Origin of the sequence: Arcicella rosea, assembly GCF_040543805.1 — a bacterium.
Lineage (GTDB): Bacteria > Bacteroidota > Bacteroidia > Cytophagales > Spirosomataceae > Arcicella > Arcicella rosea.
On sequence record NZ_JBEUMS010000018.1, the window covers coordinates 73,285 to 88,575 of the forward strand.

Here is a 15,291-nt window from a genome sequence, read left to right on the forward strand (position 1 = left end):
AAAATGAAAAAATTTGAAATAAGGTTTAAAATTCATGAAATATTAAGCTTGATTTTGTACTGATGTTAAAAAAGTAAGTCCAGAAGTAAGCCCAGTAGCTAGTTCTTCTAAGCTTGTACTTTCTAGCAATTTTGTAATATCATTTCTGATTTTAGCAAATTGGTTATGAAGGGGACAAGGATTTTTAGCCGAACAATTTTTAAGTCCTAATCCGCAACTGATAAAAATATTATCGCCATCAACAGCTTTCACGATGGCTGAAAGCTTTGTAGAACGCATTTTTTCTGGTTGAATTTCAAAACCTCCGTTGGGACCTTTGATAGAATCTACCAAATGATTTTTTGAAAGTACTTGCAAAATTTTAGCCGTAAAAGCCTCTGGCGAAGAGATTTCATGAGCAATTTCTTTTATCCCAACTCTTTTATTCTCAAGAGATTGAGAAGCGATATAAATGCTCGCTTTGATGGCGTACTCACAAGTTTTTGAAAACATAAAAAAATATTTCTGCAAATATAGTAATGAAATAATAAAAGACAAAAAACTCTTTTATTTTATTGCTACGGTTGAACGAAAGTAATTAAGGATTTTTAACAATGGAAGAAGGCAATAAACCAAGGAGAAAAGCTTTATGAAAGAGTAATCGCATCAGCCAGATTTACTGAAATATATGACATGATAATTTCAAATATTTGAAGAAATAGTTTTCAAGTTATTTAATCTAAATAAAAATTATTTTAATGTTTCCTGCAACGCTTCTTTTCTTTTGTCGGTCATAATGTTTAAACGATTTTGAGTGATAAAGCTTTTTTCATTGATTGATGTACCCAACCTAACCATTTTAATGTACAGATATTTTGAAAAACCCCCAAAGCCTTTCACTGAAACACCAATATAAAACCTTCTTTCTTATGACTAAATCAAAATTATTTTACGCTCTTTTTCTAATGAGTGCCGTTCTTTTTACTTCAGGAATAATTTCTTGTAAAACTGCTTCAGAAGATGAAGTAATTGAAACTGGTGAAGAAGTAATTGTTGATGGTGACTTTGATACAAAAACCAAAGACACCACTTTCGCCAATGCCGTAGTAATAAAATACTCAGGAACTACCGCCACAGTAACCAATCCTTTAGAAAGTTCGGGTGTAAAAGTAAGTGTAAGTAACGGAAATGTTGTGGTTACTTCTACGACCACAACTACCGAAGTAAATTATGTTTTGTCGGGTTCAGCTACGAATGGTAGTTTTAAAATTTACAGTGATTACAAATTCAATCTTGTATTGAACGGAGCAAGTATTGTTAATAGTAGTGGTCCAGCAATTAATATTCAATCAGGTAAAAAAGTATCTGTCAATTTATTAAGTGGTACGAATAATCGTGTGGTTGATGGCAGTACTTATGCAACCAGTTCTGAAGACCAAAAAGGAGCTTTCTTTAGCGAGGGGCAATTGAATTTTGCAGGAACAGGCGCTTTAACAGTGATGGCAAATTATAAACATGGTATTTGTAGCGACGATTATATTGCCATTACAGATGGAAACATAACCATTACCAAAACGGTATCAGATGGAATTCACGCCAATGATTATTTTAAAATGAGTGGTGGTACATTGAATATTACTGCTGCTGGTGATGGAATTGATTGCGAAGAAGGATATGTTGCTATTTCTGGAGGAAATATTACTGTAAATAGCGTAGATGATGGAATCACGGCATCTTATGATGGTACAGACACAGCTATTACTCCTTATGTGGCAATTACAGGTGGAACAATCAATGTAACAACCACAGGAGATAAAGGAAATGCTATTAAAAGCGAAAGTTACACAACCGTTAATAGTAGCGAAGCAATTACCTTAAAAGTATCTGGTAGAGCATCAAAAGGTTTTAAAACGACGGGTAATTTAACGATTACCAATGCCAATGCTAATATTACAACATCAGGAAATGCTTTTTATGATACTTCTGATGCAGATATTGCTTCAGCAGCTGGTATTAATTGTGATGCAAATTTTGTGATGCAGCAAGGAACTGTGACAATTAATAGTACAGGAATTGCAGGGAAAGGCATTACAGTAGATGGTACTTCAACTATCAACGGTGGGACTATCAATATTATCACAACTGGAGCTACTTATACTTACAATTCGGCTAATACTAGCGAAGCAAAAGGATTTAAAAGTGATGGTGCTTTTGTCATGAACAAAGGAGAACTCAACATTGCTGCCTCTAATGATGGTCTCAAATCTGGTACTTCTATTACAATAAATGATGGAACAATCAATGTAACAAAGTCTTATGAAGGCATGGAGTCTATTTTCATTACAATCGCAGGAGGTGTGTGCAATCTAACAGCAACGAATGATGGCATTAATACTTCTTATGGAACAGTATCTGGAGGTACGGAGTCGAACGATAATAGTCACTTAAAAGTAACAGGAGGTGTGTTAATTGTAACGGGTTCTGATGCGATTGATAGTAACGGTAACTTTACCATAAGTGGCGGAGTTGTGATTAGTAATGGTAATGAAAATATTGATATCAATGGTAATTTCTTGGTTAATGGAGGTACATTGATTGGCGCAGAACCAGCCAATAACATGACAAAAGCGATGAGTACTTCTTCTACTCAAGTAGGCTTTTTTATTAAATCAAGTGCATCAGTGTCAACCTCTTCTTTATTTCATATTGAAGATGCGTCAGGAAAAGATCTTGGAACATTTATGCCTAAAATGTCTTCTAGCTACTTCCATTTTTCGCATCCAAGTATGGCGAAAGGTTCTCAATATAAAATCTATTTTGGTGGAAGTTACACAGGAGGCAGTTTTGTTGGGAGTTCTTCTGGCTGGGGCTTATATACGGGCGGAACATACTCCAACACAGGAGCAACCCTAAAATCAACAACTACCACGTCGAGTTCAAGTACAGTTAATACGATTACTTTCTAAAAATAATAACCTGCCCGTTTTAGACTTGGAGAAAATCCATTTTCTAAGAAACTTTTATTATTAGTCTGAAAGTACTTTAAAATACAAATCCCTTTAGCATCAAAAAGCTAAAGGGATTTTCTTTCAATCTTATTCCGAAAGCCGAAGGCTGATAGCTCAAGGCTCACAGCTCACTGCTAAAAATTACAATACACTTTCAAGACTTGAAAGCGCTAAGCCCCAAGCATCTGAAACGCCTTTATAAACGATTTTTCCAGCTACAACGTTTAAGCCTTTTTTCAATTCCTCGTTATCAGTACAAGCTTTTTTCCAACCTTTGTTGGCTAATTGAAGTGCATAAGGTAAAGTAGCGTTTGTCAATGCCAAGGTAGAAGTATATGGTACAGCACCCGGCATATTGGCTACGCAATAATGTACTACGCCATCAATTTCAAAAGTTGGATTTTCGTGAGTAGTTGGATGACAAGTTTCAATACAACCGCCTTGGTCAACAGCAACGTCAACTAATACTGTTCCTTGACGCATTTCTTTCAACATTTCACGAGTAATCAAATGTGGTGCTTTTGCTCCGGGAATCAATACTGCTCCAATAATTAAATCTGAAACTTTGATAGCTTCACGAACATTGTATTCGTTCGACATTACAGTATCAACATTGGCTGGCATCACGTCTTCCAAATAACGTAAACGTGGCAAGCTAATATCCATAATTGTTACATTTGCTCCTAAACCTGCTGCCATTTTTGCCGCTTGTGTTCCTACGATTCCACCGCCTAAAACCAATACATTGGCTGGTTTTACGCCTGCTACACCGCCTAATAAAATACCTCTTCCGCCCATAGGTTTTTCTAAGTATTTTGCTCCTTCTTGAATCGCCATTCTACCTGCTACTTCCGACATTGGTACTAATAAGGGTAATGAACGGTCTGTTTTCTCAACAGTTTCGTAAGCTAAACAAATTGCTTTGCGTTCAATCATCGCATGAGTTAATGGCTCAGAAGAAGCAAAGTGGAAGTAAGTAAAAAGTAATTGATTTTCTTTGATTAAATTATATTCAGAAGCAATCGGCTCTTTTACTTTGCAAATCATCTCGGCAATCGCATATACTTCTTCGATTGTACCTAAAATACTTGCTCCAGCTTTTACATATTCTTCATCCGAAAATCCGCTTCCTAAACCAGCTTGTGTTTGGATGTAAACTGTATGACCGTTCTTTTTGAATTCTGCAACGCCAGCAGGAGTTAGAGCAACTCGGTTTTCATTGTTTTTAATTTCTTTTGGGACACCGATAATCATGGGATTGGGGGTTTTATGTCTGCTTTTCTGTTATTGGTTAAATCAATGCCACCAATAACAGAACTGCAGAGGTGTTTGGAAATGAAGTGTATGCAAAGTTAAGAAAACAGGAAATAGTTTTACATTTGCTGAATAAATAAGGAAAAAACATTTATTTTTATGTTTTAAAGCGAAAAAAATCCTGTATTAAGTGAATATTACCTTTCTGTAAAGTAAATTTTTCTTTATGACTTTAGATGCGACTGATTTGCGGATTCTCCAATTGTTACAAGAGAATGCCCAACTTACTATAAAAGAAATCTCAAAGCAGATTAATCTTTCGATGACGCCCACTCACGACCGTATCAAAAGGTTGGAACAAGAGGAAATCATCGAGAAGTATGTGACCATTTTGAACAAAAAAAAGTTGGGAAATCCACTCGTAGTTTACTGTAGCATTACATTGGATAAACAGCAAAAAAATCATTTTGAAGAATTTGAGGAAGCCATCAAGCAATTTCCTGAAGTAATAGAGTGCAGTGTAGTTTCTGGAAGCTATGATTATTTGGTAAAAATCATAGCCAAAGATATGGAAGCTTATAATGAATTTTATCAAAAGAAATTAACCGCCTTAGAAAGCGTAGCTCATATCAGTAGCTCATTTGTGATGTCGGAAGTAAAGAATACGACGGTGCTACCGATTGGTAATTTGAAAATTTGAGAATTTGAAGATTTGAAAATAATGGAATTGTTATTCTGAAACTCATTAAACATTTTCAAACTTTCAAATCACCAAACTTTCAAATTATTTTAATTATTTTCAAATTACCCTAATCATTTTCAAATCTTCAAATCACCAAATTTTCAAATTATTTTTCCATGAGTAGCCCTAATAATCATTCTCAAAGCAGGTTTGAAGTTCTTTAAGCTCAATAAAGTAATTTCAGACAGTACTTCATTCCCGAATAATTTTTGTACGGTTCTGCCAACCCAAAGTCTTTGAGCAAAGGTTTTTTGCCATGCTTTTTGATAGTTTTCTTCTAATTGCTTTCGGTCATCAAAGTACTTTAAAAGATGTTCGGATAAAATTTTTGCTCCATGAATCGCCATTGCCATACCGTTTCCACATAAAGGAGTAATCAAACCCGCTGAATCGCCTACCATTAAAATATGATTTTCGATAGTCGTTTTTGGAGCAAATGAAATTTCATTAATTACTTCTGGCTTGTCATAAAGAAATTCAGATTCAGTAAATATTTTTTTGAGATGTGGATTCTTCCAGAGAATATTTTTCTCCATTTTAGCAATCGTTCCGTGCTGGCGGAGGTTTTCTCTAGTCGTTAAATAACAAAGACAATACTTGTCGTCTTCAATGGCAGAAATACCACAGTAGCCATCTTTGAAATTGTGAAGAGCAATTAAATCTTTCGGAAAATCGGTTTTGATATGATACTTTACACCAATGTAAGGACTCCTTTTTCCGAAAAAATCTCGCTTTAAAGTAGCATCTAATTTCGTTCTTTTTCCATAAGAACCAATCACATAGCGAGCTTCAAAATTTTCAGTATTGGTACTTACGGTAAAATGGTTATTGTGAAATTCAACGTTTTCAACGCTTTTTTCTAATAAAAATTCAATGCCATTTTTGATTGCCAATTGATACAATACTTCATCAAAAGTATAACGACTGATACCAAAACCGCCTAAATCGAGCTGGGTTTCAAGTACTTTGCCCGAAGGTGAAGTAAATTGAAAACGGGAAATTTCTTTATAATTTAGCAGACTGAAATCAACACCCAGTGACGCTAAAAATGGTCGGGTTTCGTTGGAAATGTATTCGCCACAAACACGATGAAAAGGATAGCTTTTTCTTTCAATCAGTAAAACTTTTTTACCTGCTTTTGAAAGTAAAATGCTGTTGACCAATCCAGCTAAACCGCCGCCAACGATGATGATGTCGTACATAAATTTTATTTTTTACCAATTAGCTCAGAACAATGTAGTAAATTTAGGCTATGAAACCAAGACTTTATCATATCGTGAGTCCAGAATGGTGGGCTGAGTTTTCGGATTTAGATGATTATGAATCAGAAACGTTTTCAGTAGAAAAATTTATACATCTTTCTACTTTCGAACAAGTACAAGGAACGCTCAATAATTATTTTGTGGGCAAACCGCACTTGTTGTTATTGCATCTTGACATTGATGCTTTAACGGCTGAAACTCGTTTTGAAGACGTTCCTCATGGCGGAACTTTTCCACATTTATACGGAAAACTGAACAAAAGTGCCATCACAAAAGTTGAAGATTTGTTTCCAAATCCAGACGGAACATTTACTTTTCCTGCTGAATAGCACAATATCGAAATTGAAATTTCAGAAACCCCGTAAGTAATTTTACTTCACGGGGTTTCTTTAGTATTTAAACCTGAGAACTTTGTGTAATGTTTGATGGTTTTATGAAAAGCAATTATTTCTAAAGAGCATGTTATACCCACAAAATATAGAACAAAAATTAGGATTCGACTGCATCAGAGAACACTTAAGTGAATTATGTGTGAGTTCGCTAGGAAGAGCCTTCGTGAACAAAATTCGTTTTGCCGATAATTACGATTTAATTCAAAAAATGATTCGGCAAGTAGCCGAAATGAAAGATATTTTAGCTTTTGAGCCTCAAGCTTTTCCTTCACAGAATTATCTTGATGTAAATCTTCAACTTTCAAAGGCGGCTATTGAAGGTGCTTTCCTGACGGAAGAAGAATTTTTCGACCTCAAACTTTCGTTAAGAACCATTCAAGAATGTTTACGCTTTTTCGATAACAAAGAACCAGAAGCGTATCCGCAATTGAGAGAATTGGTTGGAACGGCTTTTTCGGCAGATTTGAACCTTCGTCAAATCTTGGATTCTTTAGATAAAGTAATTGACGACCGTGGTAAATTGAAAGACAATGCCAGTCCAGAATTACAAAGTATTCGTCGTAGAATTCAAAGTCAAGAAATAGATTTACGTAAAAAATTAGAAAGTATTCTGAAAAATGCTCGTTCGAACGGCTGGATTTCTGATGATTTTTCTTTGACTTTACGTGGCGGAAGAATGGTGATTCCCATCGCTGCCGAACACAAACGTAAAATTAAAGGCTTCGTTCACGATGAATCAGATACTGGCAAAACAGTATTTATGGAACCAACCGAAGTACTGGAAGCCAATAACGAAATCCGTGAATTAGAATCGGCTGAAAGACGTGAAATCATCAGGATTTTGATGGAACTCACGACGAGAGTTCGTCCACATGTTCCCGTTTTACGAAAAGCTTATACTTTTTTGGGCATCATAGATTTTATCAGAGCGAAAGCACGTTTGGCAATTGAAATCAATGGCATTGCGCCTTTGAGTTTGAACAGCCAAATCGTAGATTGGAAAAATGCAGTTCATCCTTTACTCTTTCTTTCTTTCAAAAAACAAGGTAAAAAAGTACAGCCGCTGACGATAAAACTGGATTCTGAAGAAAGAATTTTATTGATTTCTGGTCCAAACGCAGGAGGGAAGTCGGTTACTTTAAAGACTTTGGGTTTGGTACAATATATGTATCAGTGCGGTTTGTTAGTACCGATGTCGGAGTACTCTACGATTGGGATTTTCAGAAGCGTTTTTATTGACATTGGTGACGAACAAAGTTTAGAAAACGATTTAAGTACTTATTCGTCGCACCTGACGAACATGAAGTACTTTTTGATTAATTCAGATAGAAAAACTTTATTTTTAATTGATGAATTTGGAACAGGTACAGAACCAACTTTGGGCGGAGCGATTGCCGAAAGTATTCTGGAAGATTTGAATCGTTCTGGAGCTTATGGAGCAATCAATACGCACTACACAAACCTCAAAACTTTTGCCGATAAAACGAAAGGATTGGTCAACGGAGCGATGCGTTATGATGCCGAACATCTTGAGCCTTTGTATGAATTAGAAATCGGAAAGCCGGGAAGTTCTTTTGCGATAGAAATTGCTTATAAAATTGGTTTACCAAAAGCGATTATTGATAAATCGAAGCAAAAAATTGGCAATCAGCAAGTAAGTTTTGAGAAGCTAATCAAAGAATTAGAAATTGAAAAGAAAGTATTTGCGGATAAAAACGTTGAAAATGCCCAAAAACAACGCAAACTTGACCAATTATTAGAGCAATACAACTCATTAAAATCGTATTTAGAAACCGAAAAGAAAACGATTTTAAATACAGCAAAAATTCAGGCGAAAGAATTAATCAAGAACACGAACCAGAAAATTGAAGCGACGATTAAGGAAATTCGTGAGCAAGGAGCAGAGAAACTGGCAACGAAAGAAATTAGACAAGATTTAGTCGATTTTCAGCAAAGTTTGGTGCTTGATAAAGTAAATCAAAATACGAAAAAGCCAACGCCAAAAGAGGAGAAAGAAAAAGAAGAGCGTGAAGAAATTGAAGTAATTTTAGGCGAAATTTCAGTAGGCTCTTTGGTCAGAATCAAAGGTCAGGAGGCTTTGGGAGAAGTATTAAGTTTGCGTGGAAAAGATGCTGAAATTGCCATCGGCGATTTGAAAACGACGGTAAAAATTAATCGTTTGGAAAAGATTTCTCGCAAAGAGTACAAACAGAAAATTTCATCAAGTACCAAAATTGTTGGCGTTGATATGAATGATAAAATGATGAATTTTTCATTCAATCTTGATTTGCGAGGAAAACGTGGGGAAGAAGCTTTGGTAGAAGTAGATAAATTTATGAACGATGCCATCATGGTTGGTTATGATGAACTCAGAATTGTGCATGGAAAAGGTGATGGAATTTTGAGAAATCTCATTCGTCAGCATCTCAGAGGTTATAAACAAGTAGCCAATACACAAGACGAACATGCAGATAGAGGAGGAGCAGGCGTTACTTTGGTGAGTATGAAGTAAGTTGTTTAGATATGAAATATGAATTATGAGTTATTAGGTTTTAAAGCACTATCTCATAATTCATATCTAATATCTCATATCTATAAAACGTTAGAAGTCTGTTCTTTGATTTTTTCAAGTTCATCTTTCATATTGATGACCATTCTTTGAATCACAACATCGTTTGCTTTTGAACCAATTGTGTTGATTTCACGACCGATTTCTTGGCAAAGGAAATTTAGTTTTTTACCATTTCCTTCTTTCAATACTTCTTTGAAATAGACCAAATGCGTTCCTAAACGTACTTTTTCTTCTGAAATATCGTACTTTTCAATGTAATAAATTAATTCTTGTTCAAAGCGATTTTTATCAAAATCATCGGCTTCCAATAAATCAGTAACTGATTTTCTAAGACGTTCACGAACGGCAGGAATACGTAATTTATCTTGCTCTTCTACTTCTTTTAATAGTTCGCCGATTTTATCAATGTATTCAATGAATTTATTTTTTACAATTTCTCCTTCACGCAAACGGAATTTTGTGCATTCTGCAATTGCTTGATTCACAGCAGATAAAATAGTTTTCCATTCTTCTTCTGCTTGTTCTTCCGAAACCGTTTCAGTATTATAAGCATTTGGTAAAGTAAGGGCTATTTTGAATAATTCTGTAATATCTGCTACACCATAAACGTTGGCAGATTCTTGCAAATCTTTCATGTAAGCGTCAACCAATGGACGATTGATATTTGTTCCAGAACTGGCAACATCAGTGTAATTAATAGAAAGATTAAACTCAATTTTACCACGTTCTAAGGATTGAGTAAGTAAATTTCTTACTTCTATTTCTCTGAAAGACAGACTTTTAGGAATTCTGCAATAAATATCTGTAAACTTAGAGTTCAGTGTTTTTACTTCAGCAGTAACGGTTAAAGATTTTGCTTCTATCACCGATTTGCCAAAACCTGTCATTGATTTTAACATTATATAATAATTTAGAAAACGTGGATGTCTTTGTATGAATTAGGGTGCAATATACAGAAAATAAAAGTGTTATAAAGCAAAAAAACTGTAAGTAACATGCTTTCATGTACTTACAGTTTTTTGCGTTTAGTCTAGTATAAACTAAGACTATAATTCTTTGATTTTGATGTTTCTAAACCAAACTTTATTCCCGTGATCTTGGAAAACGATGTGTCCTTTTGTGAAAGTACCCCAGTTTTCCATGCCTTTGAATTTACTTGCAGCTACTAATTTTTTATATTCTTCGCTACCAATTGTATATTCAATAACCATTCTACCGTTTACGAATAATTTTACATGACCGCTTTTTTGTTCAATCATTACTTTATTCCACTCGCCAACTGGTTTTACGTTTTCAGGTTCATATTTGATTAAATCGTATAAATTACCTGCTCTGTGCTTGTCGATTTTACCATCTGCATGACCATCGTTATCTAACACTTGGAATTCAGGACCAGTAAACCAAGAATATGGATGTTTTGTAGCATCGTCTTCTTGTGCGTTAAAGATAATTCCAGAGTTACCGCCTTCAGAAATTTTCCAGTCGCAAGCTAAAATAAAGTTTTCGTAAATTCCATCTGTAGTCAGTTCCCCGCCACCTTTAGTATTCCAACCATCCATTTGACTGTTGTCTAACATAATGGCATCATCTGAGATTTTCCAAGCAGGACCAAGGTCTTTTTTATTGAAATTTCTCCAACCATTTAATGTTTTACCATCAAAAAGGAGTTTCCAGCCTTGTTTTTTTTCTTTGGCTGTCAAGGTGTTAGGCTTCTGAGCAATTGCTGATAAAGAAGCGAATAACAAAGTAATGATAACAAATAGATTTTTCATGTTCATTAATTGAAATAATAGTATTGTTTAATTGGCGTCTAAATTAAGCATTTTAGTGAATTATTCAATCCTTATTTATGCTTAAAGACTTTTGTAAACAACTCCATCTTTCATCACAAACGATACTTTTCTCATTACTTTAATGTCTTGTAATGGGTTTCCGTCGGTAGCAATAATGTCTGCAATTTTACCAGTTTCAATAGAGCCCGTTTCTTTTTGAGTACCCAAAATAATGGCAGGCGTCATCGTTGCAGCCTTAATCGCTTCCATCGCTGGCATTCCTGCTTCGACCATGTATTGAAATTCATAAGCATTATAACCATGAATAGAAACGCCAGAATCTGTTCCAAAAGCAATTTTAACACCTGCTTTGTAAGCTTTAGCAAAAGTAGCCTGAATCAATGGTCCAATTTCCAAAGCTTTCGGAGCTACTAATGGATGAAAGTAACCAGGGATTTTAGCTGAATCACCAACAGTTTTACCTGCAATAATGGTTGGAACATAATAAGTACCGTTCTTTTTCATCAATTCAATTACTTCGTCGTCCATATAAGTACCGTGTTCAATGGTTGTTACGCCAGCTTTTACAGCTCTTTTCATACCTTCTGTACCGTGGGCATGAGCTGCCACATGGAAACCGTAATCTTTAGCAGTTTCAACAATCGCTCTGATTTCTTCTTCGGTAAACTGTGGAGCTTTTCCGCTTTTTGCCAAACTTAATACGCCACCAGTAGCTGTAATTTTAATACAATCAGAACCTTCTTTATAACGTTGGCGCACTGCTTGACGACATTCATCTACTCCATTTACAACGCCTGTTAAATATCTTGGCTCTAGCGATAATTTATCCGCTAAAGCATTTGAAGGGTCGCCATGTCCGCCTGTTGTTGCAATAATTCTGCCCACAGTATAAACTCTTGGTCCAATCGTCGTACCTTTATTGATGGCATTTCTCAAGGCAAGATTTACACCTGAACCTCCTAAATCTCTTACCGTAGTAAAACCAGCCATCAATGTTGTTTTAGCATACTTCGCTGCATCGAATGCAATATCGGCATCATTTTGTTGATAGCGTTTTATCGCCCCACCTTTACTGGTTTCTTCTTCCAAATGCACGTGCATATCGGTAAGACCCGGCATGACTGTTTGGTTTTTTAGATTGATAACTTTATCTGTTCCAGTAGGAGCAGTAAAGCCTTTTTGAACAGCAATAATCTTTTTGCCTTCAACAACGATGGTTACTTGGCTTTGTGCTTCATTTTGAATACCGTCGATAAGCGTACCACAGTGAACAAGGGTTTTTTGTGCAAAAGAAGCGGTACTTAGCAGACAGAGCCCTGCTAGTGTAAGGATTTGTTTTTTCATTTGTTGATATTAATAAAGGTAATGGATTGGATGATGTTATAAAAATAGAAAAATACCACAAAATACCATGCTATTTCAGTTAGAAATATCAAAACTATTGAATTATGATGCTAATTCAGTGCTAACTTCTATCGGATTCGTTAATATTTTATGAACAGGACAGCTATTAGCAACGGTGAGTAACCTTGCTTTTTGCTCTTCATCTAAATTACCTATTAATTCTATTTTTCTAGTAAATGAGGATTTATTGGCAACTGCATCTCTATCAAAAGTTACATCAACTTTCACTTCTGTTAAATCCCAAGCTTTTCTGTCGGCATACATTCTTAAGGTTGCCGAAGTGCAAGCCGCTAATGCTGCCGCCAAAAGTTCTTTAGGGTTAAATCCTAAACCTTTTCCGCCTACTTCAACAGGTTCATCAGCAATCAAGGTATTTGTAGCAGACTGAATGGTAGTTTTATAAAGTTCTTTACCGATTTGTGCGTGTACTTTTTCCATTTATTTATTTTTTAAAGGATGAGCTTGTGGAAGTGGAACGAATGTAGTTTCGCCCGGAACTTTAGGAAAGCTTTGTTCAATCCATCTGGTTTTGGCATCTTCAATCAATTCTTTAGTTGAGGCAACAAAATTCCAATAAATATATCTTTCTTCAGGAAATGGCTCTCCACCAAAAATATAAACCGTAGTATTTTCAGCCATTTCAAAACTACATAATTTACTGTCGTTCGCTATCAAAATATGTTTGGGTTCATAGCTATGTCCTTCGCTACTGATACTTCCTTCTAAAATATACAAAGCACTTTCTCCGAATAAATCATCACCAATATTGATTGTAGTAGCATTTGTTGTTTTTATCTCTAAAAAATACAAAGGACTATAAACAGGAACTGCCGATTTTTTACCAAAAGCTTCTCCAGCAATTAATTTAAAAGAAACACCATTGTTTTCCCAAGTAGGAATTTCTTCCTCAGTAATATGCGCAAAACTTGGTGACATCTCTTCAAGTTCTTTAGGCAAAGCCACCCAAATTTGTAAACCATGTAAATTTTTATCAGAATGACGCAAATACTCTGGCGTTCTTTCAGAGTGAACGATGCCATTGCCTGCTGTCATCCAGTTTACTTGATTGGGTTTTATTTCTATGGCTGTTCCTAGACTGTCTTTGTGCATAACACTTCCTTCAAAAAGATAAGTCAGCGTAGAAAGCCCGATGTGAGGATGTGGACCAACATCTAAATTTTCGTGGTCACTTAATTTTGCTGGTCCCATGTGGTCTATAAAACAAAATGGACCCACCATTCTTTTCTCTCTAAAAGGTAATAATCGACCCACCATAAAATTTCCAATATTACTTGGTCTTTCTTCGATGATTAATTTAATGTTAGACATTGTTCTTTCGTTTTTAGGTTTTTCTTTTCGAGTATTTTGAATCATCAAAGATGCAAGTTTTCTGGAATACCTTGATTTATTTGTAAGGTAATTTTAAATAGCAGAGGTAAATATTTTTAAAGATAGTCTGTCGAAAGAAAATCACATTTCCCCTTCAATACCATCACAAAGGTTTTATAACTATTACTAACAATTTTTTACAGAATTATCATTAATTTGCAAAAACAATGTGTTGGAAATGCTTGATTGTTAATCGCTTTCAAACGTTTCACTTCCCAAGAACAATCCATTTTTATAAACATGAAAAAATACGCACTACTTTCAGTTGGCGAACTTTTGGCTGACTTTATTGGAACAGAAATACAAGAAAGTATTCTTGAAACCTCCACTTTTGAACGTTTTCAAGGAGGAAGTCCCGCCAATATGGCTGCTAATATGGCTCGTTTGGGCATGAATACCGCCTTAGTTTCTTGCATTGGCAACGATAATATCGGTATTTATTTAAAAAGAGAAGTAGCCAAAACAGGTATAGATGTTAGTCACGTTGCGGTAGATGATTTTCAACCAACCAGTATTGTAGTGGTTTCTCGTACCAAAGGCACGCCCGATTTTATCGCTTATCGTACCGCCGACCGTATGCTTCAACCACAGCATATTCCTGATAGTTTATTGGCGGAATCAGCCATTTTTCATACTACTTGTTTCGCTTTGAGCCAAGACCCAGCCCAAAGTACCATCGTTGATGCCGCCAAACGTGCTAATGCCTTGAATTGCCGTGTAAGTTTAGATGCTAACTACGCTATTCAGATTTGGCCCGACAGAAAACAGGCTTGGGAAACGATTTCAGCCTATTGTTCACACGATGCTTTGGTAAAATTGAGTGAAGATGATGCCGAAAGAATCTATGGACATAAAGTTTCCGAAGCACAAATCCTACAAGATTTTCATGCGATGGGTGCAGACCTCATTTGTCTAACCAAAGGCGGTGATGGTTCTATCATTTCTACTGAAAAGGGAGCAAAACAAATCACCTTAGGCGTAAAACCCATTGAAGTAATTGATGCTACTGGAGCAGGAGACGCTTATTGGGCAGGATTCTTAACGGCTTATACAGAAGGAGCTTCGCCAGAAACCTGTGCGAATGCAGGTGCTAACTTAGCGGCCCTAAAGTTAGTAACCAAAGGACCTTTGCCTGCGAAAGTGGATAAGGGAATTTTGTATGCGTAGGAGTGATTGATGATAGGCTGTCGATTTATTTACTACAAAATATTGTGCTACTAAAGACCTCACCGTAGCGACGGTCGCCCCCAACCCCCTCTCCGTCAGAGAGGGGGCTTTTTTTGCTTCAAAATCTCCCCTCTCAGCAGGAGAGGGGTTGGGGGTGAGGTTTCGTAGTAAAGAAGATTTGACTATACTTCCTTTTCCAATAGCTACTAAAAACAAAATGCGGATGCTCTAACACTAAATGCGTAAGCCTACATTCTAAATGCGGATGCTCTAATACTAAATGCGTAAGCCTACATTCTAAATGCGGATGCTCTAATACTAAATGCGCA

General features: G+C 35.9%; 13 protein-coding genes. 5 read left to right on the forward strand and 8 right to left on the reverse strand.

Features of this window, described 5'->3' with window-relative positions; translation table 11 throughout:
• Positions 1 to 42: 42 nt before the first annotated feature.
• Positions 43 to 492 carry an RrF2 family transcriptional regulator gene (locus ABID42_RS20425; RefSeq protein ID WP_367285239.1) on the reverse strand — a complete coding sequence of 150 codons (450 nt, stop codon included), beginning with the start codon at positions 490 to 492 and terminating at the stop codon, positions 43 to 45.
• A 416-nt stretch (positions 493 to 908) separates the two neighbouring features.
• On the opposite strand from ABID42_RS20425, the gene ABID42_RS20430 reads away from it, so the two are divergent.
• Positions 909 to 2,945 carry a carbohydrate-binding domain-containing protein gene (locus ABID42_RS20430; RefSeq protein ID WP_367285240.1) on the forward strand — a complete coding sequence of 679 codons (2,037 nt, stop codon included), beginning with the start codon at positions 909 to 911 and terminating at the stop codon, positions 2,943 to 2,945.
• 183 nt (positions 2,946 to 3,128) lie between these two features.
• On the opposite strand, the gene ald is transcribed toward ABID42_RS20430, so the two are convergent.
• A complete protein-coding gene (gene ald / locus ABID42_RS20435; RefSeq protein WP_367285241.1) occupies positions 3,129 to 4,241 on the reverse strand; it encodes an alanine dehydrogenase in 1,113 nt (370 codons plus the stop codon).
• Between the two features lie 226 nt (positions 4,242 to 4,467).
• Here ald and ABID42_RS20440 point away from each other — a divergent pair, with 226 nt between their 5' ends.
• Entirely contained in the window at positions 4,468 to 4,941 is a 474-nt protein-coding gene (locus ABID42_RS20440) for an Lrp/AsnC family transcriptional regulator (RefSeq protein WP_367285242.1), read from the forward strand.
• Positions 4,942 to 5,084: 143 nt separating this feature from the next.
• Here ABID42_RS20440 and ABID42_RS20445 read toward each other — a convergent pair whose 3' ends face one another.
• Entirely contained in the window at positions 5,085 to 6,185 is a 1,101-nt protein-coding gene (locus ABID42_RS20445) for an NAD(P)/FAD-dependent oxidoreductase (protein ID WP_367285243.1), read from the reverse strand.
• Between the two features lie 50 nt (positions 6,186 to 6,235).
• Here ABID42_RS20445 and ABID42_RS20450 point away from each other — a divergent pair, with 50 nt between their 5' ends.
• A complete protein-coding gene (locus ABID42_RS20450) occupies positions 6,236 to 6,574 on the forward strand; it encodes a DUF952 domain-containing protein (protein WP_367285244.1) in 339 nt (112 codons plus the stop codon).
• Between the two features lie 130 nt (positions 6,575 to 6,704).
• The gene (locus ABID42_RS20455) at positions 6,705 to 9,149 is read left to right on the forward strand and encodes an endonuclease MutS2 (RefSeq protein ID WP_367285245.1); all 2,445 of its coding nucleotides are present in this window, start codon (positions 6,705 to 6,707) and stop codon (positions 9,147 to 9,149) included.
• An 80-nt stretch (positions 9,150 to 9,229) separates the two neighbouring features.
• On the opposite strand, the gene ABID42_RS20460 is transcribed toward ABID42_RS20455, so the two are convergent.
• The 5 genes from ABID42_RS20460 to ABID42_RS20480 form a co-directional block, all read right to left on the reverse strand.
• Positions 9,230 to 10,108: a YicC/YloC family endoribonuclease gene (locus ABID42_RS20460; RefSeq protein WP_367285246.1), complete on the reverse strand. Its 879-nt coding sequence runs from the start codon at positions 10,106 to 10,108 to the stop codon at positions 9,230 to 9,232.
• Positions 10,109 to 10,255: 147 nt separating this feature from the next.
• A complete protein-coding gene (locus tag ABID42_RS20465) occupies positions 10,256 to 10,981 on the reverse strand; it encodes a 3-keto-disaccharide hydrolase (RefSeq protein WP_323688961.1) in 726 nt (241 codons plus the stop codon).
• An 81-nt stretch (positions 10,982 to 11,062) separates the two neighbouring features.
• Positions 11,063 to 12,346 (reverse strand): metal-dependent hydrolase family protein, encoded by a 1,284-nt coding sequence (locus tag ABID42_RS20470; RefSeq protein ID WP_323688962.1) that lies wholly within the window; start codon positions 12,344 to 12,346, stop codon positions 11,063 to 11,065.
• Between the two features lie 102 nt (positions 12,347 to 12,448).
• Entirely contained in the window at positions 12,449 to 12,844 is a 396-nt protein-coding gene (locus ABID42_RS20475; RefSeq protein ID WP_323688963.1) for an OsmC family protein, read from the reverse strand.
• Positions 12,845 to 13,735 carry a pirin family protein gene (locus tag ABID42_RS20480; protein ID WP_367285247.1) on the reverse strand — a complete coding sequence of 297 codons (891 nt, stop codon included), beginning with the start codon at positions 13,733 to 13,735 and terminating at the stop codon, positions 12,845 to 12,847.
• 300 nt (positions 13,736 to 14,035) lie between these two features.
• Here ABID42_RS20480 and ABID42_RS20485 point away from each other — a divergent pair, with 300 nt between their 5' ends.
• Positions 14,036 to 14,962, forward strand: a complete 927-nt coding sequence (locus ABID42_RS20485) for a carbohydrate kinase family protein (RefSeq protein WP_367285248.1) — start codon at positions 14,036 to 14,038, stop codon at positions 14,960 to 14,962.
• The last annotated feature ends 329 nt before the right edge of the window (positions 14,963 to 15,291 follow it).